Origin of the sequence: Stieleria bergensis, assembly GCA_007745635.1 — a bacterium.
Taxonomy (GTDB): domain Bacteria; phylum Planctomycetota; class Planctomycetia; order Pirellulales; family Pirellulaceae; genus Stieleria; species Stieleria bergensis.
Window position 1 is genome coordinate 6,067,621 of the sequence record CP036272.1, and the last position, 26,837, is coordinate 6,094,457.

A 26,837-nucleotide genomic window follows, 5' to 3' on the forward strand; every position below is an offset into this window, starting at 1 on the left:
CCTATGTGAATAACAACACGCTGGCTTTAACGATTGCAACGCTTAAATCGTTCATGGCAATCTGAACTGTACGTTTTCCCTCGTAACGGCTGTGTCCAGCTCCGCACCAACGACGAATCCAGAACTTGGTGCGGGATCACCCTCAGCACCACCACGTCAGGGTTTGAACGGTTAGTGAAACTTTTCCAATTGGCAAGCTGATGCCGAACGTCATGGATGTGACCAACCTAACGAAGCAAGGAAGCGGGCCGGTTGAGCGGAGCGTGATGGATCGTCGACTGCCGGCCAAGTCATGCTGGCGTTGGTCGAGGACAAGCATTGCATTGCTGCTGAGTTCGTTTGCCGTCATGACCAGTGCTCAGGAACCCGCGCAGCTTGACAGCCTGATTGACAGCAAGCGTTCCGCCCAAAACCCTTCTGGCCCGCGATGGATTCCGGTGACCATTGCGAAACCAAGCGAGTTAGCGGCTCCACAAACCGTCGCCAGCCCTCTGGTTTCAACCCCCGTTGAATTGATTCCCCAAACGGTGCGTCAAGCAGCACCTTCCCAGCGAAGTTCATCAACGGACCAAACCGATCGGCAATCACGTTCCACCTTGTTGCTGGAGCCCGTCCTGATCGAACCGCTCGGTGGAACAACGGCCAGTCTGCCCAAACCAGCTAGCGTCAACCAACGTTCGGCGACGGATGCAACCCTGGCGGCGCATCAGACAACGCGTGAGGCCGAACAAGAACTGGAACGCACCAAGCGATCGCCAAAGCGTGGCCCCTTTGGTGCCCGTGGCAACATATTGGTCAATCAGCCCATTGCCAATCCGCCCATCACATCAGCAGTTCATCGGCTGAGCAAGCCAGATCCTTACGAGACTCTGCCGATGGTCACGCCGCGTGGTTCTGCTCAGCGGCACCTTGACTCGGTGCGAGGACGAGTTGCCCAGTGGCATTTGTCGGACCAGAATTTCAACGAGCTTCACAAGCCAGTGAAGCTATCGCCCGCCGCTGCGCCGACCGACGTCCGTGCGTGGTGGGACGAGGAGATCAATCGCCCTATCGGATTCTCCGACCAGCAGTTGCTAGTGGACGTTGGCAGCCTGACGGTTTCAGCACTTAGCAATTCGCCGCGCATTCAATCCATTCTAGATGAGCCAAAGATCCAGCAATCCGCAGTCACCATCGCGGACGCAGAATTTGACTCGCGACTCTTCCTGGAAACACAATTTGCAGACGGCAACGATCCCGTTGGCAACCAACTGACAACTGGTAACGCCGATCGCCGCTTCCGCAACGAAGAATTTACAGCATCCGCAGCATTGCAGCGCCGGCTGCGAAACGGTGGCAACTTTGAAATGCTCCAGCGTGGTGGTTTCCAGGAAAACAACTCGGAATTCCTGTTACCAAACCCGCAGGGCACCACGCGTTTAGAGCTGAACTATTCGCAACCTCTGCTGCAAGGGCGCGGTGAACAGGTCAATCGCTATCAGGTCCTGATTGCGCAGTTCCGCGCCTATCAAGCCGGCAGTGAGGCTCGCCTGGAGCTTGAAGATCATCTCAGAGAAGTCACCTCAGCTTACTGGAACTTGTATCGCTACCGAGCTCGTTACCTGCAACAGCGCAAATTGGTTGGCAAGACGATCGACTTATACGAAGTCATCAAATCTCGCCAAGCATTTGATGCCGGGAAGCGTCAACTGATTCGAGCAAAAGCTGAAGTCGCGCGACGCCAAGCGGGACTGGTTCGCGCCGCATCACGCATTCAAGATGCTCAATCACGACTGCGGATGCTAGTTGGCTATTCTGGAATTCCAACAACCGCCCCGGTCGAATGGACAACCAGCGAACTACCCAACACGCAGCCCTTTGAAGTGGACCTCAAGCAATCTGTCTACGAAGCCCTGGAACACCGCGGCGACATCAGCGCTGTGCTGCAGGAGATCCAAGAGGTCAGTGCCCGAGTTGGACTGGCGCGAAACCAAGTCCTGCCACAACTTGACCTCTTGCTAGGCACTTATGTCGCTGGACTGGAAGAAGGCCGTGACACTTGGGGCGCGTTGGAGAATCAATTCAGTGACGGTCGCCCAGGATACTCCGTCGCGTTAACCTACGAACTCCCCATCGGCAACCGCGCGGCCCGATCGCGACTGAACCGCAGTCGTTGGGAACTTCACCAGGTCATGGAGACGTTCAAGCAGACCACCGAATCAGCGATCACTGAAGTCGAACTTGCCGCCCGTGAGACCAACACTGCGTACCAGGACCTTGTGGAAAAGAAACTGGCCGTTGATGCGATGCAGGCGGAAGTCGATTACCTGACTCAGCGCTATCAAGAGTTGCCCGCGCAAGAAGACTCGCTCGTTTCCCTGGTTGACAGTTTGCTCGATGCACAAGATCGACTGGCAGCGGCGGAGAGTGAATTCCTTGAGTCACAGATTGCTTATGCGATGTCCTGGGTGAATCTTCGCAAAGCGACGGGAACGCTGCTGCGATTCGAGGAACATGCAGCGCACGAAGCTCAGCCATTTGTCAAATCCTCAACGACCGAAGACGAGACACCCCCCAGGGCTGCAGCGATCGAGAACAGTCGAGGATTCTAGCCATGAATGCATCGGCAAACGTCTCGTCGCAAACGGCTTCGGCAGTGCCCTTGTCGGCGCCGCCGACAACCGGGAATCAGCAACAACGCGCCACCGCTCGCGTTGCTTTGTCGTCCCAGAACGCCGCCAGTCCACGGGCAATCGAGCGACTGATCCCACGCGTCCGTGACTTGATCCACCGGCACTCCACAACGGCATCCTATGAATTGCCAGCGCAAACCTTGCAACTGGCTAGGCGAGCCCAATCTGAATGGCTGAGTGCTGCGACCAGCCGTCGCGCCGGGCGTCTAGACCATTCCCAGCAAGCCTTTGTTGCCGAAGCGATCGCCCTGGCAGCGTTGGGATTGCAGAAGGCATTGTCCATCATGCCTTACGATTGCCAAATCGCCGCGGGCATTGCGATGGCACACAATCAGATTGTCCAGATGCAGACCGGCGAAGGAAAAACGTATTCGGGCGCATTGGTCAGCTACCTGCTATCGCTCACCGGCCGGGGAGTCCATGTTTGCTTGCCCAACGCATACCTAGCCGAACGCGATCAAAAACTGCTGCAACCGGTGTTTGAGGCATTAGGAGTCCGTACCGCGCTGCGTGGAGAACACGACTCGCTAAGCGTCGCGCAGGCCGCCTATCGCGCTGACATTACCTATGCGGCTGGGCATCTGTTCGGCTTTGATTACCTGCGCGATCAAGCGGAACAACGAGACGAACTCGCAGCAGCCTTTGGCGCCAGCACCATTCGACGATTGCGTGGAACGGGACTGCAGAGTCGCCTGCGTCAGATCCAACCCTTTGCGGCCGTCGTTGACGAAGCGGACCAAGTGCTGATTGACGACGCCTTAACTCCGTTGCTGGTCACTGAACGTCCTGAAGGGATCGCCAAAGACGCTGCCATCCACCGCGCTGCCCGAGCGTTTAGCCTGAACCTTCAAGTGGGACAAGACTACACACTTGACCCCACACAGCAAACCATCGAACTGACCCAAGCCGGTTTTGAACGGATCTATGAATGCGAGAAGATGGCCAGCGACCAGCGTTTAGCTTATCCCTGGCACCACTACGTTGTCTCTGCCTTAAAGGCCGAGCACACCCTGCACCTCGAAAAGCATTACACATTGCTAGACGATCAGTTGCACCTGGTCGAGCAATCCACCGGCAGAATCTTCAAGGACCGCCAATGGGCCAGCGGACTCCATCAAGCGGTTGAAGTCAAAGAGGGATTGCGTGTCTCGCCCCAAGCGGGAGCACAAGGCAGGATCACGCGGCAAGCGTACTTTGCGCTCTATCCTTTCCTTTCGGGCATGACGGGAACCGCTGACGGTTGCCGGAAGGAGTTCAGGGAAACTTATCGACTGCCGACAACGGAACTTTCACCGCGTCTACCGTGCCAACGAGTCGTCTTGGAATTGTCCATCCATCGTGACCAAGCATCAAAGCGTGCTGCCATTTGCCGGGAAACCGCTCAGGTTGCCCAACAAGGGCGCGCGGTCATGATCGGCACCAACCATATCGATCAAAGTATCGTGCTGGCAGCACAGCTTGAATCCCTGGGGCTCAAGCCTCAAGTACTCAATGGAGTTCAGTCCGAACAAGAAGCAGCCATCGTCGCTAACGCTGGACAGAGCGGCCAAGTGACCGTGGCCACTCACCTAGCCGGCCGCGGCACTGACATTCATCTTTCACAAGCCGTGCGTGATGCCGGTGGTTTGCACGTGATTGGGATGGAACACCATAAGTTGCGGCGAGTCGACCGACAACTGATTGGACGCTGCGCACGACAAGGCGATCCAGGCACGGCAAGATTCTATGTCGCGTTGGAAGATGCGTTCATCAATCGCTATGCGCCTTACCTTCGCACCTCGTTAGCCCAGGCAATCGAGCGGCCGCGAATGATCCGGACCGTCACACGAAGAATCGAAAAAGCACAACTCCATGCTGAAGCCACTGATCGCAAGCAGCGTGGCCTGATGTTTCAACGCAGCCGACAACGCAGCACTGCAATGTCGGCGCGGTTCCAACATTCCAATCCGATCGCCGGCACTGACCGGCGTCGTTAGTCAAGCTCCCGTTACGGCACAGAGGATTCCCCGTGCATTATCATTCAACTCACCCATCCGACCCACAAGGGTCTGATCGTCAGCAGCATGCACACGTTCAGGCTGCTTCTGTTTTGTGCCAGACGCGAAGCGGGAAAGCCAACCGATCTCGCTGGCTGCTGACGCTAGCGGCGTGCATCTCCCTTGGCATGACCGCCAATGCACAGCCACCAAGCAATCAACTGCCGCGGATCGAACCCGATTACCAAAGCAACGAATACGAATCCTTTACCGAACCTCTCCGGCAAATCGAACTGGCGGCTCCCGAGGTCGGCGTGATGGCTGACATTCTTGTCCAAGAGGGAACCCTGGTCAAAGCGGGACAGGTCGTCGCCAGGCTTGATGATCAAGTTTACCAAAACGCAATGTTAGTCGCCAAAGCGGCCAGTGAAGCTCAAGGTTCTCTAGAAGCCGCCAAACGGCAACTCGAAAACGCACAGTATGAACTGGAGGGCTATCGCAACCTTCGCAAACAACACAACGCCACCGATCGCGAAGTGCAACGTGCTGAGACTTCCTTTGGAATCGCGCAAGCGAATGTCCAAGTCATCGAAGACGAAGCCCGCGTGCGAGCTCACGAACTTCAGCGTGCTGAGGCACAGCTCGATCGTCGAAAAATTCGCTCACCGATCAATGGCGTGGTGGTTGAAATCCGCAAGGACCTCGGTGAATTTGTGTCCCCCAGCGACCCGGTCATCATGACGATCGTTGATCTGACACAACTGCGTGCGATCTTCTCATTCCCCATGGCCAAAGCCAAGCAACTGCGCAGCGGACAATCGATCGAGATCTCCTTTAGCAAGCGCCCAGCGTCCATCGGCGTGGTTGAGTTTATCTCTCCCATGACCAAGCCTCAAACGGCTACCTGTGATGTCAAGGTTCGCATCGACAACACCAAAGGCACCCTCGCCTGCGGTGAACTGTGCCGCAGCACTGGAAAAGTGGTCCGCGGGACAGGCGCCCCAAAACCGACAACAGCCCAGCAAAACAGTGGTGTGCAGAGAGCGGGCGATCAAAGTCCCCTCGATCAAAGTCCCCTCGGGCAACGTTCCAGCCAGCAACGTTCCAGCCAGCAACGTTCCAGCCAGCAACGTTCCAGCCAGCAACGCCCTGGCACCGCCAGCCCTGCCTCGGTTGACCCTGCCTCGGTTGACGCCAACCGACCCTCGGACAACGTTGCTGCTTCGCCAACGCCCTAGTTTTTCAACCGTTGATGTAGTCACCCGCTTTGAATCCAGCACCTGATCCGAATCGCTCGTCATCGCCTGACTTGGCTTGGTCCAAGCAGAGTCTGTATGTAGGCGTCAGCCAAACAGAAACCGGGACAGCACCAGAAAAGCTGACGACGCCGCGACGTCGTGTGCAGCCTAGCGATGAAGGTTTGCACTCCCAGCACGGGACGCCGACATCGGTAAAAACGACTGAAGCAGACCTGGCGGCGATCACTGAACTGTTAACCGCCGTCACCGCGACCGCTTTGTTCAGCAAGGCCACTCACGCGGCTTGTCAGGGCATTTCACAGTGGATGGAAGCAGCGCAGGTCTATCTCTTCTGGCGTCAGCACGACCAGCAGCCACTTGACTTGGTTGGCCAGTTGGATCCTTCTCAGCCGCCCACTGGCGATGAGCGCATGATGTTAGCGGCCGCTGCTGAGGAGGCCGCGATCCTGGGCGGGGTTTGCGACTCTCAGGCCAGCCAACGTCGTCAGCGCGTAGGCATGATGGCCATCGATCAGTTTGTCTCTGCCGGTCAGATGAAACGCTGCATGACCGTCTGTCTTCGCCAAGCTCCCTCGGCGATTCAACAACTCGCTTCGGATTCCAACTCAACCGGCAGAGTGCCATCGGGAGTGATCGTGATTTGTTACGATCGCATCATGGCCGAGCAGCAAGTCAGTCGCATCGTCAACGCGCTTGATGCAGCGAGCTTGCATTTATTTCATGCGTTGGAGACCGTGCAGCGACTTCAACCGCCGCGATGGATTCGCTGGCTGCAGCAAAACGGTTTGAACTCGCGTCCGCTGCGCAGCAAGTTACTCCTAGGCGGCGTTGTGCTTGCCGCACTCGTTCTGTTATGGCCGACGACCTACCATGCCCCCGTGCGTTGCGAACTGCAGCCGTTCCAACGCGGGTTTGTCGCCGCACCGGTCGACGCGCCGCTGGATCGCGCGCTGGTTCGCCCCGGAGAGAGCGTCAAAGCCGGTCAAGTGCTAGCCAAGATCAGTGGCCGCGAACTGAAGATGGAACTCGCTGGAAAGAAAGCCGAGTTACATCGCATCCGACAGGAACAGAAAGGCGAACTTGCACGGCATCAGATCGCTGAAAGCAAACTGAAGCAATTGGCCGCCGATCGCTTACAGTCCGAAATCGACTTAATTGATTATCGTCTTAGCCAATTAGAGATTCGATCTCCGATCGATGGCATCGTGGTCTCCGGTGACTGGAAACGATCGGAAGGAACCCCGCTGAAGCGAGGCGAAACGCTGTTTGAAGTCGCTCCTTTGGATCGGTTCAACCTGCAAATCAAAATCAACGAAGCTGATCTTCGCCAAGTTCACAAAGGGATGTCCGTTTCATTGCGGCTCGAATCGATGCCGCAACAAATCATTGAGTCATCCATCGAACGCATTCATCCCAAAGCCGAATTGCATCAGTCACAAAACGTGTTTCTCGCGGACGCGTTACTGGTCAACGAATCGCAACTGCTGCGTCCCGGCATGCAAGGTTCTGGTTCCGTTGCCTGTGAGAAGCATGCATTAGGCTGGAACCTTTTCCACAAAGCTTATTACAAGCTTCTGTGGTGGTTAGGGTGGTGAGGTAAACCAGCCAATGAATACCGCTGCACAAATCGACCTGCAAGCCATCGACCTTGGCAACCAAACGATCCAACTTTCGGAGACGATTTTGGTATGGCCTGCATCTGAGGCCGGGCAACAGGTTTACCGCATCGAAGATCGGGCGACGCGAAAGTTCTACCGCGTTGGCTATCGTGAATCGGTCTTTCTTTCTTTGTTGGATGGCAAGACCACCGTCGCCGCAGCCTGCGGGTTCTCTGCGGCTCAACTGGGTCAGGATGCGCTCTCGCAAGAAGAAGCAGAGACCGTCGTCATCTGGTTGATTCAGCAGGGACTGGCAACGGACCCAACGGGCAAGCGGACGATGACCAGTGATCATCAGCGCGAGCCCTCTGGCAAGGCTAGCCAGAGTCTTCTGCAACGCTGGAATCCTTTTTGGCTGAAGATTCCTCTATTGAGTGATTCCTCGGGCTTCACGACTCCGTTGCGTTGGATGGGCAAACTGTTTCAGCGTCTGCCACTGTTCTTGGGCCTGTGCCTGATCGTCTTTGGGATCGTGAGCTACTGCATTCACTATCAGCAGGTCTCACAATCAGCGGGCCAGTGGATCAGTCCAGAGCGGTGGCTGATTCTGTTCATCGCATGGTTGCTGTTAAAGATTGTTCACGAAATGGCCCATGCCGCCGCCTGTCAATTCCAAGGCGTGCAATCGGGTGAATGTGGCATCGTCATGATCCTCTTCGCACCGCTGGCCTATGTCGATGTCTCTCGCGTTTGGAGACTGCGTAGCCGTCTGGGACGGATGCTGGTCTCAGCTGCCGGGATGTATGTAGAACTACTCATTGCCTCGATCGCCATGTGGATTTGGCTGATCACGGATGATGCAAAACTCCAATTCGTCACAGCCAACGTGATTCTAACCGCTGGTGTCTCGACGCTGCTGTTCAACGCCAATCCTCTGATGCGGTTTGATGGCTACTATCTCTTGTGTGACGCACTGGATTTTTCCAATCTGTACGAGGAAGGCTCGGCCCATTGGCGACGTCTGATGCGGCGATTATTTTATGGCCAACGCGATTACGGCAGCGGCTACTCAAAGTCACGCCTGCTGATCCTCACCACCTACGGTGCCGCAGCGTTTTGCTGGCGATTGCTTGTCTGTTTTCTGTTGCTCGTTGGTGCGTCGGTCATGTTCTCTGGCGCCGGGATCGTCCTGACGGCCTTAGGAATCGTTGCCTGGTTCATCAACCCGATTCGAACCTTGGCGAGTTATCACCGAGAGATGCATCGCTACCTTCCCGAGGCTGCTCTGCGCGCAACCGTGCTGGCGAGCTTGGCTTGCTGTGTGGGTTATCTGATGGTCGCCACGCCACTTCCATCGGGACTCATCACGTCCGGCGTTGAATTGCAAGGAGTGATTCAGCGAGACCCTTCGTCGATCGTCCGCGCCAAAGCCGACGGCTTCGTTGAGAGCATCTTGGTTCACGATGGCCAGAGCGTTCAACAAGGCCAGCTGCTGCTGAAGCTAAGAAACCGTGATTTGGAAAACCAATTCGTCACCCTGCAACGCTCACTGCTGGAGAACCAAATCCAACAACGAATCGCATTGAACGATCATGACACCGCCAACGTGGAAGCATTGCAAAAAGACGCCCAGGCGATCGCACAGCGCATCGAAGAATTGCAACCCAAAGTCAACGCGCTAGTCCTTTACGCTCCAATCAATGGAACAATCGTCGCCAGGCATCTGGCGGCACAACAAGGCAGGTTCATGCGCGAAGGCGACACCTTGATGCGACTAGCCAACGACCACAATGCTCAACTGGTTGCGTTGGTCGACCAGTTCAGTCTTCCCGTGGTTCGCCAACGTCTGGGAAAGAGCGTTGAAGTGATCTGCCCTGATCGATCGGGACACTTGGCAACCCTGCAACGCATTGATCCGCAAGCTCGTTTGGAACTGGATCGGGAACTGGCGTCACTTGCCGCGACCAATCAAGGCCCCTTGGAAGTCCGTTCACGGGACGATCAAGATTCAGAGGCCATCGAGCTGATCGACCCTCACTTCGTCGTCCACGCTGATTGGAACGAAAGTGAAGATCCAGTCTGCCAAGCCGATGGGCTGAGAGTCCAGTTACGGATGCCTGACAAAAAGCGGTCGCTGATTGAACGCCTTTCCCAAGCCATCCGCCGGCTGATCCAAGAAACAAAACGCCAAGCCGAATTGGCATCGCCCAGCCTTGCAAACGTGATGCGTGAACACAGCCAGATCATGCAGCGCAGTCACCGCAGCGGCCACCGAGTCCTGCAACGCTACTCGCGCATCGCCAGTTGCCGTTGATGCTCGTAGAGCACAATGCCTGCGGTGGTGGCGAGGTTTAAACTGCGCACCAGGCCGGTGGTTGGCAGACGCAAAGCCTGCGGATCATCGGGGCCAACGATTTCTCTGGGCAGGCCACTGGTCTCGCTACCGAAGACAAACACATCGCCAAACTGAAACTCTGCCTCCCAGACAGATTGTTTTGCGAAACGTGAAAAGTAAAAGATCCGCTCGGCGGGAAAGGACTCTCGGACGACGCTAAAGTCATCGACGGCCTGCAAATCGAGATGCTGCCAGTAATCTAACCCCGCCCGGCGGACGCGTGATTCACTGAAATCGAACGAGGCCGGTTCGACGATCCACAGCTTGGCACCCACGGCCACACACGATCGTCCAATGTTGCCCGTGTTTGGCGGGATCTCTGGCTGATACAGCACGACATGTGCGGTCGGACTGCCGTCCTGGGGCTGCTTCGCAAAGGGAGCATTCGGTGGGGGTGATTTAGCCTTCAAAGTCAGGACCAATCGTTAACTTGGTAAGGGATACAAACAAGCATCAATCGTAGACGAAACCTGGCCTGATCTACATCCGTGCTGACCTAAAAGAGTGGCGAATCTTGGCGGCTCACTCTGCATTGGCAGCTCAAGATCCCGTCCGGCCAGACCCTCTCTCGACGCAGCGAATCGCTGCAAGATTCGGCGCAATCGGACCGGCGCAGGGCACGGGAGCGGATAATTCTACAGGACTGGCCAAATCCTGGGGGCGGAGGGTTGCAAAAGCCGTGAGGGACACGGCAAACTAGACAGCAACAGTGAACGCGGCCTGGTCGTCATCGGTCGCGTCTTTGTGCCACAGGTCGACTGAATGCTCCTGCCTGCTTGAACGTCCTACGACTGGCACAGCGGACACTGTTCTATTTCACACTGACAGCTCGTCAGACCCAGACGTCCCGACTGGTTAAAGTTCACTTCATGCCGATTCAAGTCACCTGTCGACACTGTTTAAAACGATTCAATGTAAGCGAGAAATTTGCCGGCCAGACAGGTCCCTGTCCAAGCTGCAAAAAGCCCATTGAAATCCCCCAGGCCGACGAGCAAGTTGTCGTCCACGCGCCCGTTGATGATGCCCCCAAAGACAGCAAAGGGCAAAGTGTCCTGAAGCCGATCACGCGTCAAGAAACCGATGTCACTCGCAAGGGATTGCTGATCACGATTGGCAGCGTGATCGCGTTGCTCGTTTTGGCGTTGATGCTGCGGCTTGCCGGGTCAGAGAATTCCGGATTGGTCTACATCCGTCTCCTGGGCGCCTTTGCCTTGGCAGCGCCGCTGGCCTGGGCCGGTTACATGTTTCTATACGATCAGGAATGCGAACCCTATCGCGGCCCCGAACTCCGCAATCGCGTGCTGGTCACCAGTGGCGCCTATGGCTTGCTATGGTGCATCTATGCGTTCGTCCCCTCCTACGTGATGGAACTTGATGCCGCCAACGAAATGTCCGTGATCGTGTTCGGCATCTCCTTGATGGTGATGATCGTCGTTGGAGCCATCATTGCGATGGCCACCTTTGAATTGGAATTCTTTAGCGGTGTGATCCACGCGGCGCTCTATGTATTGGTCGTTGCCGTTGCCGGTTGGATCAGTGGCATGATTTACTTTGGACAAGCCAGCGAAAACGAACGTCCACTGACCCATCGTCCCGCAGTCATCGAAGACTCACAGCTCAGTCACTGGCAGGCAATGAAGTTGCCAAACATTGCCGCCCAAGACGTTGCCGCCCAAGTTTCAACCGCCACTTCAAAGCGAGCAGCGACAATTTCGTGAGCGAATTAACCGAATTAAAGCTGTGGCACGGAGCGGGCTTGGCGTCCTCAGGTTCCCTGATGCGAATCCCACCCTCGGATTCGGTTCCAATCTCCAACCGCGTGCGTCGAATCCTGGACTCATCCGTCCTGAGACGTTTGGCTTGCATCAGCCAACTGGGCATGGTCAATCTGGTCTATCCGGGCGCCATGCATTCCCGTTTCGAACACACGCTAGGCGTTTACCTGAACGCGCTGCGTTTTCTTGATCGCTTCACTCGCGACCCTCAAGTTGGCCCCTGGCTGGACCAGGCTCACTGCGACGCGTTCCTTTTGGCTGCCCTGCTGCACGACGCTGGTCATTGGCCCTATTGCCATCCGATCGAAGACATGCAGCTCGCGGACCTTCCCAGTCACGAACAGCGACTGACGGAGGTGATCACGGATCCTGAACTTGCCGCAGCGATTGACCAAGACTGGCAATGCACGCCGGAACTGATGTTGGCATTGCTGGGTGTTGGTCCACAACGCGACATGAACACCCCCGCGGTGACCTTTCTGGCCAGCTGCCTAAGCGGCCCCGTCGACATCGATAAGCTCGATTACTTACAGCGTGACAGTTTGCACTGTGGGGTCGAATACGGCCGCAACTTTGATTCCCAACGTTTGATTTCAGCCTTAACCGTTGACCCTAGCACCCAGCGATTAGCGGTTGACGCCAAAGGTCAAACAGCTGCTGAGATGATGGTGTTTTCTCGTTACATCATGTTCAACGAGGTCTATTGGCACCACACCGTTCGCGCAGCGACGGCCATGCTGCAGCGTTCGATTTTCTTACTGCAACACCGACTGGACCTGCCGTCGACACTGAAGCTGGCTGATGCAGCCTGGATTGCCTTGCTGCGCCGCACGGGTGAAGGCAGCCTAGCCGAACCGATGATCGAAGGTCTATTCGGCACACGTCGAGTGCTTTACAAACCAGCGGCAGAATTCAGCGTCCTTTCCGGCCGACCGCTTCACGAACGCCTGACGCGACGGCCGTACTGGTGGCTGGTCGCACTGGCAGAAACACTGACCCAGACGGTTAGCCGCCGCTTCGGGATCGCGGTTTCCCCCGTCGATATCCTGATTGACGCTCCACCGACAAAATTAGAAGTCGACATCAACGTGGCGATTCGTAAGTTTGATGGGGCCTGCCAGCCGCTAGAAGATGTCTCGCCCGTTGCAGCCACTTTGGCACGACAACAGTTTGACGACATCGTGAAAAAGGTTCGCCTCTTTGTTCGTCCAGGGCTGCGTGAGCATTTGAAACAACAGATCTCCACCGATCAGGATTGGGGACAGATTTTGAACGAAGCAATCGAAGTGATGGAAGAGCAATGGGTGTAATGACTGAAACAAAAATCAATGGCATCTCTTTGGTTGTAGCCCCGGATGCAAACGCAGCCGCTGCCATCGTCGCCGATCGGTTCGCCAGCCTGATCACCGCCAACCCACAAGCTGTTTTGGGACTGGCTACCGGTGGAACCCCCGTGCAAACCTACCAACAGTTGGTACAAAAGGTTCAACAGGGGCAACTCAGTTTTCAATCCGTGCAGTCCTTTAACTTGGACGAATACGTCGGCTTGAAAGGCGATCACCCGCAAAGTTATCGCAGCTTCATGAATGAAAACCTGTTCCATCAAGTCGATATCAATCTTGATCGAACGCACGTTCCAGATGGCGCGGCTGCTGACCTCGCTGATCAGTGCCAGAGCTACGAAGCGATGATTCGCGAAGCAGGCGGTATCGATCTGCAACTGCTGGGCATTGGGCTGAACGGACACATTGCGTTCAATGAACCCGGATCGGCCGCCGACAGCCGGACGCGCCTTGTCGATTTGACCGCCAATACGATTCAGGCCAACGCGCGCTTCTTTGACACCATCGATGAAGTGCCCAAGCAAGCGGTGACGATGGGCATTGGCACCATCATGGAATCCAAAGGCATCGTCTTGCTTGCCACCGGCGAAGGCAAATCGCATGCTGTTGAACGCATGATTCAAGGTCCGGTTGATGTTGAACTCCCCGCATCAATCTTACAACAGCACCCGTCGCTAACGGTTGTGACCGACCCAGCGGCTGCCAGCCAGATTCAAATGGCGTGAAACAAGAACGCAAACCGTTTAAAGACTCCTTTGATCAACAGACCGCACAGACCATTGCCCAGCAGGTCTCGGCGGTTCACAAGCGGTTTGATCAAGACACGTTTGTCCAGCGTTGCTGCCACCAGCTGAAAACGCTGGAGCTTCAGGATCGGATCAAGCAGTTTGCCGCTGCATTGCGGCTAAGCCTGCCCAAACCCTATCCTGCGGCGATCAACGTGTTGGTTCGATCACTGCCACCGCCTTTGGAGCGTTGCGAAGGATTCACCAATCACTTCCACCTCTGGCCCTACGGACAATTGATCGCCGAACATGGCCTGCCGCACTTCGAGGAATCGTTTGCAGCGATGACAGCGCTAACGCGATGCTTTTCCGCTGAATTTGCCATCCGACCATTCGTCGAATCACTGCCAGACCAAACGTTCTCCCGATTGCAATCGCTGACCCAACACGACGACGCTCATGTGCGTCGCTGGTGCAGCGAAGGCACTCGACCACGATTGCCTTGGGGCCGGAAACTGCAGGCGTTAATCGATGATCCGTCACCGATTTTTCCGATCCTCGATGCCCTGGTCGATGATCCTGAACTGTATGTTCGCAGGTCGGTTGCCAATAACTTGAACGACATTGCCAAAGACCATCCCGACCAGATCGTCGACTGGGTCGCCGAACGCTATGCCCCCGATCAGCCGCATCGGGTGACCTTGGCAACTCAGGCACTACGCACCTTGATCAAAGACGGACATCCAGGTGCATTAAAACTGCTGGGCTATCGACCAGGCGGCAAACTGGACACCGCGCTGAAGGTCGCCCCCAAACGCATCGCTCTGGGTCAGTCCGTCAAAATGCAAGCGACGATCACGAACCTGGAAAAGTCAACGCGGCGTTTGATGATCGACTATGTCGTGCAATATGTTCGCCAAGGCGGCAAGACGGGCCGTAAAGTCTTCAAATGGAAAACGCTGGAACTCGCCGCTGGCCAGTCGTGTACCATTGAGAAACAGCATCCCATGAAAGCCACCACGGTGCGGCGACTGTATTCCGGCAAACACACCGTCGGCCTGCAAATCAATGGCAAAGTCCTGCAAGAAGCCGCTTTTCAATTCACAGGGACGCCCTAAAGTTTCATAACGGTTGCTGGATGACGGTTGCTGATCTCAACGCTGGTAAGGACTGCCCTTTCAACGCTCCCCCCAAGAACTCATGACAAACACTCCACCGCATTCCGAAGTAGCCATTGTTGGCGGAGGGCCGATCGGCTTGGAACTGGGCGTTGCCTTACAGCGTGCTGGAGTTTCCTTTCAAATTCTAGAAGCAGGGACGATCGGCAACACCATCGCCTGGTGGGCTCCTCAAACACGCTGGTTCAGCAGCAATGAACGAATCTCCATTGCCAGTGTCCCACTGCTGACCATCGATCAATCGAAAGCAACTCGCGAACAATACCTGAACTACTTGCGCGGTGTCGTCAGCCAGTTTGACCTTCCGATACGAACCTTTTGCCGGGTTCAATCGATTGAAACGGCGGGCAATGCGTTGCAACTGATTTCCAGTTGCCATGACCAAACCGTCACCTACACGGCCAAAAACGTTGTGCTGGCAATCGGCGGCACGGACTTCAATCGCACACTGGGCATTCCCGGCGAACAGCTGCCACACGTTGATGGCTATCTGCGTGAAACGCATCGCTACCACGGTCGACGCGTCCTGATTGTGGGCGGTCGAAACAGCGCCGTCGAAGCCGCCTTGCGTTTGCATCATGTTGGCGCCCGCGTCACACTTTGCCATCGCGGGCCCTCGATCCCCGAAGATGGAATCAAATACTGGCTGTTACCAGAGATCAATGGTCTGATTCGCACGGGGCGGATTGAGGCATACTTCAACTGCCAACCGGAACGCATCACTGAACAGAGCGTGGATCTCAAACGGCACGATGGCGAATTGATCACCGTGGACTGCGAGGATGTGTTGACGCTTATCGGCTATGGGCAAGACAAAACACTGCTTCGAAACGCCGGTGTCGAACTGATTGGGGAAACACAACGCCCGATGTTTGACCCTCAGACCATGCAGACCAATGTGCCGGGCATTTATGTTGCAGGTACAGCCATCGCAGGCACTCAAACCAGTCACTACAAAACGTTCCTGGAAAACTGCCACGATCATGTCGATCGCATTGTGGCTGACCTGACCGGCGGAAACTATTCCGAGAGTGAGCCGGAATTCATGAAACAGATTGAAGCGTTGCCAGAGAGCTGATCACTGCGAACCGGCCAACGCCTGCCGATGCTGCAAGATCGTCTCGATCAATTCGTCGGTGCTGGTTGATTCGTTGACGGTCAGCGCGGTGATTTCGGTAAAGGAACGGAACCAAGTTTCCTGCCGCTTGGCCAATTGACGGGTGTGAATCGCAACTTGTTCGCGCAGATCAGATTCGTCTTGATCGCTGTCCAGCCACTGAATCACCTCCCGATAGCCGACGGCCTGTCCCGCTGTCCTGGACAGCGTTCCATACTGCTCGATCAGACTTCGAACCTCATCGACCAATCCATCCTGAAACATTGCTTCAACGCGCTGGTTGATTCGTTGGTGCAACTTCGGCCGTGGATGCTGGAGCGAATACACCTGACACTCAGCGGCTGGACGAGCCACATCGAATTGCGTCTGGCGATGGCTGAGCGGCACACCGGTTGACTTGGCGACCTCCAATGCTCTGACGATTCGGCGCACATCGTTCGCTTCGATGCGAGTTGCCGACAGCGGATCGACTTGCTGCAAACGCCGCATCAAGGCTTCCACACCATGCTGCTGCACATCGGCTTCAACCGCATTACGGAATTCCCAATCAGGCGGTGGCCCCGCATCAAAGCCGCGCAAGATACCTTTCAAGAACATCGGGGTTCCACCGACAAAAATGGGCACCTTCCCTCGGTCCAAAATGTCTTGCACGCATTGATGGGCCAGTTGCATGTAATGAGCCACACTGAAGTCCTGATCCGGTTCAACAAGATCGATCAGGTGATGCACCGCCAGTTGCCGCTGCTGGGCAGTGGGCTTGGCGGTGCCAATGTCCATGCCTTTGTAAACGGCAATCGAATCCAGAGACAACAGTTCGCCGTCGACGCGGTTGGCCAGCTCGATGGCCAAGGCACTCTTGCCCGATGCTGTCGCCCCGGTGATCACCATCGCATTGTCAATCAACCCTGGCCAGCAATCCGGCTCTGACAGGGAAGAACGCGACTCGGATAGGTCGTGCGATGATTCGGGCATTCCAGGGCAAACTTCAGGTGAGAAACCGATCGGGCCAGCGTGCACTAAGCTCGTTCAACGAACTCAAAGGCAACGATTGTGCCAGATGAGAGGACAATGTATTTTGACCGAAAGATAACGACTGTTGATGCCCCAGTGAAGTTGTGTAATGCCCCTTCCAGTTATAGAAATCCGTCAACCGTGGCCACCTCACCGGCTGGCTGAAATCCCAAAAGCCAAACTGAACCGATTGGACAAAGCAGGCGACCGCTGAGGGTGGGATAACCAATCGGCAACGGCAATTTACCCCAACCAAGCTTATCCGCGTGTTACACTTGAGGGCTATGGGAATCACGTACTTCAAACGCTATCGCATGGAATCCAGCCTCCGTGACTGGCAGTCTGACCATGCGCCCCGTTTGCCAGAGGACTACTTTCTGGTCCCCTTCGCACCCAGCCTGATTCGCGAACATGCCCAGGCAAAATTCAACAGCTTTCGCGAGGAGCTTGACGCGATTGTCTTTCCGTGCCTCTCCAATTTGGAAGGCTGCCTGCGGTTGATGAAAGAGATCAGCAACCGCTCAGATTTTGTCCCGGCGGCAACATGGCTGATTCGCCATCGCATCCAGAGCGAACCAGACGGCCCCGTTCACTGGCACCCTGTCGGCACGATTCAAGGACTGAGCCTTGATGGCTGGGGCGCGATCCAAAACCTGGGCATCGATCCAGATCATCGAGGCAAAGGCTTAGGCAGTGTGCTGCTTGCCAATGCCGCCAGTGGCTTTCGCGCCATGGGGCTGCCCAGAATGCATCTCGAAGTGACAACCGAAAACGAAGGTGCGATCCGCCTGTACCATCGCAAAGGATTCCATCGGACCAAGATCGTCTACAAAGCCGCAGACGTTACCGGTGCTCGCGAATGTGTTTGAACTCGTGACGACCTCGTGACCAGAATCGCGTTCAACGGATCAGCCACTCTATCGACGCTCACCCACCGCGTCGCTCCTTGCCCAACTTTGCTGCACCGTACAACCAGAACGGTGCCACGATCGCCGGAATCAACACGCCCAGCCCTGATCCAATCATGCCGGCACGCTTCTCTTTTTGGCGATTGGGAATGTCCAGCTGAAACAACGTGTACAGAGCGATGAAGCCGGCGATGATCCCCAATGGAAAAACAATCGCAGAAACAATCATGGCAAGCTTAAAGTGCTTCATCGGTGCCCCCTTGCGTTGCGTTTTGACACCGAACAGGGGTGTGGAACGCTGGAAAATAGGAATTAGAATGACGCCATTCTATTCGACTTGCTAACAGTCTGCCCTAGGTGACCCGCCGATGACCATTGCTTTGCACCGATTCACATGTTTCTGTAGCTGGATGTTCGCACTCGCTGCGATCATCAGCAGCCCCGTTGCTGCGCAATCTGTCGTCAAACTCCAACAGGATGGCGCGGCGTTCCAACTGATCGTTGATGGCCAACCGTTTCGCGTCAAAGGCGTCGGCGGCAGCGAGTCGCTAGAGTTGCTGGCCCAGCAGGGCGGCAACTCCATTCGCACCTGGGACTTTGAAGGCATCGAACCGCTGCTGGACAAAGCTCATCAACAGGGCTTGAAGGTCTGTGTCGGCATGTGGCTGGGGCATCCCAGACATGGATTCAATTATCACGACGAATCCAGCGTGCTGACACAAGCGGAGCGCTGCCTTGCCGCAGTCAAACGTTTCAAGGACCACCCCGCCGTGTTGCTCTGGGGCATTGGCAATGAAATGGAAGGCGACGGAAAAGATCCCTCGATCTGGATGGCCGTGGATCAGATTGCGCGAGAGATCAAAGCCATTGACCCCAATCATCCCACGATGACCGTGATCGCTGAACTGGGCGAACACAAACTTCAAAGCATTGATCGCTTCTGCCCCAACGTTGATATCGTCGGCGTGAACTCCTATGCAGGCATTCCGTCCCTGGCCGGACGCTACCGAGAGTCTGGAATCAAAAAGCCCTACATTGTCACCGAGCACGGGCCGAACGGTCCTTGGGAAGTTGGCAAGACAGACTGGGGCAGCCCGATGGAAGCGACCAGTACAGTCAAGGCCCAACGCTACCTGGCAGGCTATCAATCGACGGCCCAGCAAGATGCCGATCAATGCCTGGGCACCTACGCGTTCTTATGGGGACAGAAGCAAGAAACCACAGCAACTTGGTTTGGCATGCTGCTACCCGATGGCAGTCGCTTGCAAGCCATTGACGCGCTCAGTCAAGCGTGGACCGGGAAACCTGTGGCCAATCGATGCCCCCAGATCCAGGCCTTGCAGGCAGACCAAACCGGACGCTTCAAACCGGGCCAATCCTTCCTGGCCACTCTGAAGGCAATTGACCCCGAGCAAGATGAATTACAAGTGACCTGGGTGCTGCGAAGCGACGCCGGGACGATTGGAGTGGGCGGTGATGCCCAAGCCGCTGAAGCGTCGATTCGCGATGCGATCGACGTCCAACCTGGAAACGTCGCCGAGCAGTATCAAGCCAAAGTAACGATTCCGGAAAATGGGGGTGGCTATCGACTGTACGCCTATGTTCGCGATGCCAGCAAAGGCGCAGCGGTGGCAAACTTGCCGTTCCATGTTGATGCACCCGTCAAGCCCGTCGATGCTCCCAAAGCCAAGCTACCCTACGTCGTGTATGGGGAATCCAAGAGCGGCGATGTTTATGTTCCCTCGGGTCACATGGGAAACACACAGGCCATCAAGCTTGTCCCCGATCACAAAGACCAAGCCAAGACCGGCAAGTCGTGTTTGCAAGTTCAATACAATGCCGGTCAAGATTGGAGCGGAGTGCTTTGGCAATCACCGGAACAAGACTGGGACGGTAAGCTTCCCGGAGGTTTGAATCTGAGTGGAGCAAGGGCGTTAGAGTTCTGGGCTCGTGGTGAAAAGGGCGGTGAGGTCGTCAACTTTCAAGTCGGTGGAATTGAGGGCGATCAACCCTACGTTGACAGTGCGCGGGCCAACTTGCCCGAAGTGCGATTGACTTCACAATGGAAAAAGTACCGCATCGACCTGACGGGCAAAGACCTCCGTCGCATCAAGACCGGCTTCGGATACTCCCTCGCCGGCCAGGGCACCCCCGTCGTCTTTTACATAGACCAAATTCAGTACGTTCCCTAACCCCAGCCGCCAGCCCAGTTCCCATCAGCTGTTTTGGCGTTCACCACGCCCAATCAGCAACACCCTCCCGCCAGCGGGAGCGGGTTCAGTCAACGGTTCTTTTCAGCAACACCCTCCCGCCAGCGGGAGCGGCTGTGTTAGATGTCAAGCGTTTTGTGGATTTTCCCATGTTGAATTTGTTTTGACCATTGTGTTGAGTGTGATGAGTATTTTGCGCATGCATGCGGTAATAACGACCTTTGGAGGCTTGCCTTGTTCGGTCAGTCTCTTGGAGAAGGCTGCGATCGCTGGGTTGTATCGGCGAGCACTCAGTGCGGCCATGTAGAGCGCCGATCGCACTGATCCACGGCCTCCAAAAATCGAACGCTTGCCTCGCATCTGCCCGCTGTCCCGGTTGAACGGTGCTAGTCCAACGAGCGAGGCGATTTCCCGTCGGTTCAGGTCGCCAAGCTCTGGTAACTCTGCAATGATCGTTGCTGATGTCACATCGCCGATACCAGGCATCGTCGATCTTGCCGGTGACGGCGGCGGAGATGAGAGCCGTGCGGCGCTCTTGGAGAAGGTCGATGACTCGCTCGGCTTGGGATTGATGCTGAGATAATGTCGCCTACTATTTCTTCACCGTTGCCACGATTTCAAGTGGTTCATCAATGGAAGGAATGGGACGTTGAACCGAAATCCATGCGTCCATTCTCAACACCTTCGTCCCCTGAGCAGCTTCACCGATGCGGCCCAATGCCGCCCCCTTGATCCACGTAGCAACCACGCCAAATACGATCCATCGATGCATTCGGCGGGGGTAGTGCTTTCCAATTTTGATTGATTGCCATCGGAACCAGCGTCTCGACCACTGGGAATGTGTGACGCAAGTTCACTCGGCACACTAAAACCAAGGCACTCCCAGCGGCACGAGAGTCGCCGCATCGCGATTCAAAGCATGGTGCGAAATGTGGTCAATCGTGCCTGATTACTGCTTGCATGCTTTTCATGACCTGCCCTCCCGGTTCACCCGCAAGACCGATGACTGCTGTGGCGACAATTGATTAACGATCCGCTTCAAACCCTCTTTCAACGTGGCGCCACCAAAGTTAATCAACAATCCCACCTGAAGATTCATCAGCCGAATGTACGTCAAGGTTTGTTTCGCATGCACCGGCGCCAACTTCTCAACTGATTTCAATTCCACCACCACGCAATCTTCAACCAGTAAGTCAATTCTCAACCCCTCCTGAAACAACATCCCGTCATATTCAAACTCAACGGTCTTTTGCCGTTGAACTCTCAAGCCACGTCGCTCCAGAGCGCGCGCCAGCACCACCTCATAAACCGATTCCATTAAGCCCGGCCCCAGCTCTTTATGAATCCGTATCGACTCATCAATCACAATCCCAGTGATTTCGTCCAATTCCATCCTTTTACTCTCCGTGTTGATCACAGGTGCACAGACGAAACTGCACACATCCCAATATCATGACGCCATCGCCCAAGCAGCTCGACAATCCGATCGTTTCCCGTTTTTAATTCCATGTCAATCCCAGGGAGTAGGACTCACGCGGTGGCGCGGAGGAGGGCGCTGGAAATAAATGGACGACATCTCCCGATGCAGATCGACAATCCGATCGTTTCCCGTTTTTAATTCCATGCCAATCCCAGGGATTTAGGACTCACGCGGAGACGCGGTGGCGCGGAGGAGGGTGCTGGAAATAAATGGACGGCACTCCGCGCCTCCGCGCCCCCGCGTGACACTTTCATCATGACGCCATCTCCCAAGCAGCTAATGAGGAAACATCAGCGACGAGCTCATCAGCCGTTTTGGTGTTCGCCACGGTTTTTGAAAGGGGCATTGCGGTTGGCGTTGCCAACCACTTCACCCTCACCTCGTTGACGCTCGACTCTCCCGCAAGCGGGAGAGTGCAGTTGACTGGGGCGTGCAAGCACAGCACCCTACGGTTTTGCCAATCAGGCAACAAGAAATCGGGCCGAACGGCCATTTAAGAAGTGGGCGATACAGAATTCGAATCTGTGACCTCTGCCGTGTGAAAGCAGCGCTCTAACCAACTGAGCCAATCGCCCTTGAAGACGCTTTGATGCGTGTGCGTCCAGTTTAGCAACCTTCTGGCCGATCGAAAAGTCACGATTCGGCCGGGAAATCACGCTGGTATCGCTTCAGTAATTCCCCTTCATCGCTGGGGAGCACGTACAGCTTGCCGTGAATCGTTTTACTCTCGCCCGGCTTGAGCCCGCCGATGCGAAAATCACTGTGCATGCAGGTGATCACACCTTGAAAAACTTCTTGATACGGTCGCCAAGCAATGGCCAACAGGGTCTGCTCATCCGCGGAGTAACACCCGGTCAGCCCACTCGATGGAATGACAGAACTAAGCGGCCGAGGGTTCACGTCGTTTCGATCCACGGACGCCGGTGCGTAGACCTGACCCGGCACGTACCTGGCCTGCAACGCCCAGGGCTTGGTCGGCAATCGTGTCAACTTGCCATCAACCATCAGGAAACACTTTTTAATGTACGGCGGCTCAGTCAATCGCGAATCCTTGGGGTCGGTGCCGGTGAACTTGTCGACTCGCATGCAAGGCTGAGCCCAATGAGCCAACGAGGGCTGATCGGTGGGATTGGTCGCCGTCACCGTAAAGCTCACCTCCTGCCCTGCGGCCTCGATCAAATGCTCGACCACGACGCCGTCGGCCAACCGATCACGAATCTTGATCCGCTTGCCGTCATCGGCCTGATCAACCAATTGACTCTCATGAGGAATCACGGTCTTGCCCCACTCCTGATCGGTGGAACCAGGCCGGCAATAGGCCTCCAAGTAATGAATCCGAATCACATCACCGGGAAGCTCGTCGCCGGAAATTTCCAAATAACGCTTCTGCCAAGACAGTCTTAGCTCGCCAGCATCCACCGCCTGAACAAACGCTCCCAAGCTGGTCGTCAACAGAGTCATCGCAAGCAAGCAGCGGATCATGGCATCAGTCCTCACCAGTGAAGAAAAACAAACAACGCAACAGCAGCCGAATAAATAAACAGCCGAACAGACAACAGTGTAAATGAATGCTGCCTGATGCTGGGGCCTTGCACGCTGGTTTCATTGCGGGACCAGAAACGCCCCCGCACAAAGACGTCCCGCACAGAGACGTCCCGCACAGAGACGTCCCGCACAAAGACGCCCCCGCACCAGCGAGTGGACGGCTGGTCGAATCCGATCAGAAAGGTTACAACAGACGGCCTTCTTCAGGTGGTTTTCCCCACAAACACAACCGCCGAAGTGCCACCTCTCCCTCCTCCCTCATGGCATGCTGGCAACATGAACTCTGTAAGCTCGTCTGACCAAACGCCCATCGCTTTGGGTTTGGACTTTGGTACCGAATCCGTCCGCGCGGTCTTGATTGATTGCCAGGGTCGACAACATGCTCAAGCGGTTGCAGATTACTCCCATGGACAAGTCACTGAGCGACTTCCAGGCAGTGAGCAGCGACTGCCCGATGGATTCGCGTTCCAATGGCCCGCTGACTGGTTGGACTCCATGCAACAAGCGGTCCAGCAAGCCATCGCATCAAGTGACATTGCCCCCGAGCGGATTGTCGGCATCGGCGTTGACTTCACAAGCTGCACCATGCTGCCAACGCTTCGCAATGGCACTCCGCTGTGCCAACTGAGCGAACTGCGAGACGTGCCCATGGCCTGGGCCAAGCTTTGGAAACACCATGGTGCAGTGGAACAGACCGAACGCATCAATCGCCTGGCCACCGAGCGTGCCGACAGTTTCCTGTCACGCTATGGAGGCACGATCGGGTTGGAGTGGTTCTTTCCGAAATTGCTGGAAACATTAGAAGTCGCCCCCGGCGTTGCCGAAGCCGCCGAAGTTTGGCTGGAAGCCGGCGACTGGCTGGTCTGGCAACTCGTTGGCTGTGACGCAGATCAACTGACGCGATCAACCTGCCAGGCTGGCTACAAAGCTTTATGGTCATCGGATGAAGGCTATGCCAACACGGACTTCTTTGCGGCTCTGCATCCGGAACTGAACCTGATCGTTGCCAACAAGATGCCGGGAGTGATGCGTTCACCGGGCGAAGCGGCTGGCAAGTTGAGCCCCGCGATGGCCCAGCGACTGGGACTGCCCGCCGGGATCGCGGTCTCTACCGCAACCATTGATGCTCACAGCGCCGTCCCGGGCGTGGGTGCTGCCAAACCAGGCACGCTGGTCATGGTCATGGGGACAAGCAGTTGCCACATGCTGAACTCGGTGAACATGCAACCCGTCAATGGCGTCGCAGGGATTGTGGACGGAGGCATCTTGCCGGGCTTCTTTGGCTATGAAACGGGACAGGCAGCCGTCGGCGATGCGTTTGCTTGGCTGTTGAAGCTCTTGAATCTAACCAGCTTTGATCAGTTGTCAAAAGACGCCATGGAATTGCCACCGGGCAGCGATGGTGTGCGTTGCCTGGACTGGATGAACGGTTGCCGAACGCCACTGATGGACGGAGCACTGACTGGCATGTTCCATGGCTTGACGCTGGGAACCACTCCTGCACACCTGTATCGCAGCTTGCTCGAAGCCTCGGCTTTCGGGTTGCGCTGGATCGTGGAACTCTTTACAGAAGCCGGCATTCCCGTCGACCGGCTGGTTGCCACCGGCGGCCTGCCGCACCACAATCCGGCCTTGGTTCAAGTCTACGCAGATGTCTTGGGGCACGCGATTGAAATCCATCCCTCGACACAAGGCCCAGCGGTTGGCGCGGCCGTGTTGGGCATGGTTGCCGCGGGAACGGAGGCTTCAGGTTTTGCTGACATCGAAGCTGCAGCGACCGCGATGGCGGCAGTGCCAGCCGGAAAAGAAACCATCGTCCAGCCAAACTCAGAACTGCGAGCGGCCTACGATCAGTGTTACCAGCAATACCGCCAGCTAGCGGACCTTCGCCGCCAGCTTCCGTCAACCCAATCCATTGACTCCTCCCATTAGTTTCCTCCCCCAAAACCGCGCACTGGAATCCCAACCATGACCGCTCCTATCGCCCTGATCGCCTCTGGCGACTTACGCAATTCAGCCAACCGCGTCTGCTGGGAAGCACAGCAAGCGATGGAAGCGAGTTTGATTGCCGCGATCGAGTCTTTCGGCCAGAGCGTTGAGCGCGCTCATCAATTTGATCCCGAACAAGGACACGGCTTTATCGATTCCCAGCGACAAGGGCTGGATGTCTTCGCCAACATCGACCCCGAAGCACCGATCGTTGTCGCCGAAGCGGTCTGGCAGTATTCGCATCACGTTTTAGCGGGCCTCTCGACGCATCGCGGCCCAATCCTAACGGTGGCCAACTGGTCCGGTCAGTGGCCGGGATTGGTTGGTTTGCTAAACCTGAACGGGTCACTGACCAAAGCCGGTGTGCCCTACAGTTCACTGTGGAGCGAGAGCTTTGGCGATGAGTGGTTCCTGGGCGAGCTAAAGCGTTGGCTAGAAACCGGGACAGTGCAACACGACACGTCTCATGTTCGCCCCTTTGACGCCTCTTCGATTAGCGAAAAATCCAAGCAAGCTGGCCAGGCGGTTGCCCAAACATTAAAAGGTGGCAAAGCCATCATGGGCGTCTTTGATGAAGGCTGCATGGGAATGTTCAATGCGATCATCCCCGATCACCTGCTGAACCCAACCGGCGTGTTCAAGGAACGTCTCAGCCAAAGTGCACTGTATTACGAATCCACACAGGTCGCTGATGACGAAGCCCAAGCGGTCCGCACGTGGTTAGATGAGGCGGGGATGACGTTTCATACCGGCCCCGATCACGCCTCTGACTTGACCGATGCTCAGATCCTGGATCAGTGCCGCATGTACATCGCCGCGATGCGGATTGCGGACGATTTTGGTTGCGATCTGATTGGCATCCAGTATCAACAGGGACTCAAGGATCTGTCCCCGGCCAGCGACTTGGTCGAAGGCATGCTGAATGATTCGGTTCGCCCGCCGGTGCTGTCGCGCGATGGCACACGCGAACTGTACGCTGGCCAGCCGCTGACTCACTTTAATGAAGTCGATCAGTGCGCGGGCTTGGACGGACTGCTGACACAACGCATCCATCAAACGCTTGGCCAACCGGTTGAGAACACGCTGCACGATCTGCGTTGGAGCGACAAGGACGCGTCGGGTACAACGGACCAGGAAGTTTGGGTCTTGGAGATCAGCGGTGCCACTCCCGCCTCTCACTTTGCCGGTGGCTGGGCGGCCGCAGAAGGTTTTCGCCAGCCGGCGATGTATTTCCCAAACGGCGGCAGCACCGTTCGCGGCATCAGCAAACCTGGCCCAGTGATCTGGTCGCGTGTCTTTGTGCAAGAAGACGCGTTGCACATGGACATTGGGATCGCCGAAGCAATCGAATTGCCGCGTGAAGAAACCGAGCGTCGCTGGCAGTCGACAACACCCCAGTGGCCTATCATGCACGCCGTGTTTAACGGGATCACACGCAACCAAATGATGGCTCGGCACAAAGCCAATCACATTCAGGTTGCCTACGCCAACTCACCGGCCGAGGCCGTCGAAGCCATGAATGCCAAAGCACTGGCCGCCGAGCAACTGGGGATCCAAGTCAACCTCTGCGGAATCGTGTAGTCAGGGGAACGGTCAAACCTCCGAACGCCGCAGGTGTTGCACATGCGGTTTCGGGCAAAGCTCGGTGAGAGCAAA

19 protein-coding genes, 1 tRNA gene and 1 pseudogene are annotated in these 26,837 nt (G+C 56.1%); 14 read left to right on the forward strand and 7 right to left on the reverse strand.

Annotated elements, in window-relative coordinates:
- Positions 1-200 precede the first annotated feature (200 nt).
- The 5 genes from SV7mr_RS21245 (at position 201) to SV7mr_RS21265 (ending at position 9,819) form a co-directional block, all read left to right on the forward strand.
- A complete protein-coding gene (locus SV7mr_RS21245) occupies positions 201-2,591 on the forward strand; it encodes a TolC family protein (protein ID WP_145276479.1) in 2,391 nt (796 codons plus the stop codon).
- A gap of 2 nt (positions 2,592-2,593) precedes the next feature.
- Positions 2,594-4,648, forward strand: a complete 2,055-nt coding sequence (locus SV7mr_RS21250; RefSeq protein ID WP_145276481.1) for a preprotein translocase subunit SecA — start codon at positions 2,594-2,596, stop codon at positions 4,646-4,648.
- 188 nt (positions 4,649-4,836) lie between these two features.
- A complete protein-coding gene (locus SV7mr_RS21255) occupies positions 4,837-5,886 on the forward strand; it encodes an efflux RND transporter periplasmic adaptor subunit (RefSeq protein WP_145276483.1) in 1,050 nt (349 codons plus the stop codon).
- A gap of 29 nt (positions 5,887-5,915) precedes the next feature.
- Positions 5,916-7,502 (forward strand): efflux RND transporter periplasmic adaptor subunit, encoded by a 1,587-nt coding sequence (locus SV7mr_RS21260; RefSeq protein ID WP_145276485.1) that lies wholly within the window; start codon positions 5,916-5,918, stop codon positions 7,500-7,502.
- Between the two features lie 13 nt (positions 7,503-7,515).
- Positions 7,516-9,819, forward strand: coding sequence for an efflux RND transporter periplasmic adaptor subunit (locus tag SV7mr_RS21265; RefSeq protein ID WP_145276486.1), 2,304 nt, complete (start codon positions 7,516-7,518; stop codon positions 9,817-9,819).
- Here SV7mr_RS21265 and SV7mr_RS21270 read toward each other — a convergent pair.
- Entirely contained in the window at positions 9,792-10,310 is a 519-nt protein-coding gene (locus SV7mr_RS21270) for a tRNA (cytidine(34)-2'-O)-methyltransferase (protein WP_419187723.1), read from the reverse strand. The genes SV7mr_RS21265 and SV7mr_RS21270 overlap by 28 nt on opposite strands.
- Positions 10,311-10,676: 366 nt before the next feature.
- Between SV7mr_RS21270 and SV7mr_RS21275 the strand changes: the two genes are divergently transcribed.
- The 5 genes from SV7mr_RS21275 to SV7mr_RS21295 all read left to right on the forward strand — a co-directional run bounded on the left by SV7mr_RS21275 (position 10,677) and on the right by SV7mr_RS21295 (position 15,999).
- Positions 10,677-11,618 (forward strand): RING finger protein, encoded by a 942-nt coding sequence (locus tag SV7mr_RS21275; protein ID WP_419187724.1) that lies wholly within the window; start codon positions 10,677-10,679, stop codon positions 11,616-11,618.
- Positions 11,619-11,677: 59 nt separating this feature from the next.
- A complete protein-coding gene (locus SV7mr_RS21280) occupies positions 11,678-12,985 on the forward strand; it encodes an HD domain-containing protein (protein WP_145278824.1) in 1,308 nt (435 codons plus the stop codon).
- A complete protein-coding gene (gene nagB / locus SV7mr_RS21285; protein ID WP_145276488.1) occupies positions 12,985-13,743 on the forward strand; it encodes a glucosamine-6-phosphate deaminase in 759 nt (252 codons plus the stop codon). Before SV7mr_RS21280 ends, nagB begins: the two co-directional genes overlap by 1 nt.
- Entirely contained in the window at positions 13,740-14,861 is a 1,122-nt protein-coding gene (locus SV7mr_RS21290) for a DNA alkylation repair protein (RefSeq protein ID WP_145276490.1), read from the forward strand. The genes nagB and SV7mr_RS21290 overlap by 4 nt, the downstream gene beginning before the upstream one ends.
- Before the next feature lie 82 nt (positions 14,862-14,943).
- Positions 14,944-15,999, forward strand: a complete 1,056-nt coding sequence (locus SV7mr_RS21295) for an NAD(P)-binding domain-containing protein (RefSeq protein ID WP_145276492.1) — start codon at positions 14,944-14,946, stop codon at positions 15,997-15,999.
- On the opposite strand, the gene miaA is transcribed toward SV7mr_RS21295, so the two are convergent.
- Positions 16,000-17,010, reverse strand: coding sequence for a tRNA (adenosine(37)-N6)-dimethylallyltransferase MiaA (miaA, locus tag SV7mr_RS21300; protein ID WP_145276494.1), 1,011 nt, complete (start codon positions 17,008-17,010; stop codon positions 16,000-16,002).
- A gap of 323 nt (positions 17,011-17,333) precedes the next feature.
- On the opposite strand from miaA, the gene SV7mr_RS21305 reads away from it, so the two are divergent.
- Positions 17,334-17,918: a GNAT family N-acetyltransferase gene (locus tag SV7mr_RS21305; protein ID WP_145276496.1), complete on the forward strand. Its 585-nt coding sequence runs from the start codon at positions 17,334-17,336 to the stop codon at positions 17,916-17,918.
- A gap of 58 nt (positions 17,919-17,976) precedes the next feature.
- Here SV7mr_RS21305 and SV7mr_RS21310 read toward each other — a convergent pair whose 3' ends face one another.
- A complete protein-coding gene (locus SV7mr_RS21310; RefSeq protein WP_145276498.1) occupies positions 17,977-18,207 on the reverse strand; it encodes a hypothetical protein in 231 nt (76 codons plus the stop codon).
- Positions 18,208-18,325: 118 nt separating this feature from the next.
- On the opposite strand from SV7mr_RS21310, the gene SV7mr_RS21315 reads away from it, so the two are divergent.
- On the forward strand, positions 18,326-20,149 hold the full coding sequence (locus SV7mr_RS21315) for a glycoside hydrolase family 2 TIM barrel-domain containing protein (protein ID WP_145276501.1): 1,824 nt from the start codon (positions 18,326-18,328) through the stop codon (positions 20,147-20,149).
- Positions 20,150-20,293: 144 nt separating this feature from the next.
- Here SV7mr_RS21315 and SV7mr_RS21320 read toward each other — a convergent pair.
- The 4 genes and pseudogenes from SV7mr_RS21320 to SV7mr_RS21335 all read right to left on the reverse strand — a co-directional run.
- Positions 20,294-20,647 (reverse strand): annotated as a pseudogene (locus SV7mr_RS21320) (transposase); the annotation flags it as partial.
- Between the two features lie 487 nt (positions 20,648-21,134).
- Positions 21,135-21,560: a GxxExxY protein gene (locus SV7mr_RS21325; RefSeq protein ID WP_145276505.1), complete on the reverse strand. Its 426-nt coding sequence runs from the start codon at positions 21,558-21,560 to the stop codon at positions 21,135-21,137.
- Positions 21,561-22,148: 588 nt separating this feature from the next.
- Positions 22,149-22,222: transfer RNA gene (locus SV7mr_RS21330), tRNA-Val, on the reverse strand.
- Between the two features lie 58 nt (positions 22,223-22,280).
- Positions 22,281-23,129, reverse strand: a complete 849-nt coding sequence (locus SV7mr_RS21335) for a hypothetical protein (RefSeq protein ID WP_145276507.1) — start codon at positions 23,127-23,129, stop codon at positions 22,281-22,283.
- Positions 23,130-23,468: 339 nt separating this feature from the next.
- Here SV7mr_RS21335 and SV7mr_RS21340 point away from each other — a divergent pair, with 339 nt between their 5' ends.
- Entirely contained in the window at positions 23,469-25,124 is a 1,656-nt protein-coding gene (locus tag SV7mr_RS21340) for a ribulokinase (RefSeq protein ID WP_145276509.1), read from the forward strand.
- A 36-nt stretch (positions 25,125-25,160) separates the two neighbouring features.
- On the forward strand, positions 25,161-26,762 hold the full coding sequence (locus SV7mr_RS21345; RefSeq protein ID WP_145276511.1) for an L-fucose/L-arabinose isomerase family protein: 1,602 nt from the start codon (positions 25,161-25,163) through the stop codon (positions 26,760-26,762).
- Positions 26,763-26,837 lie beyond the last annotated feature (75 nt).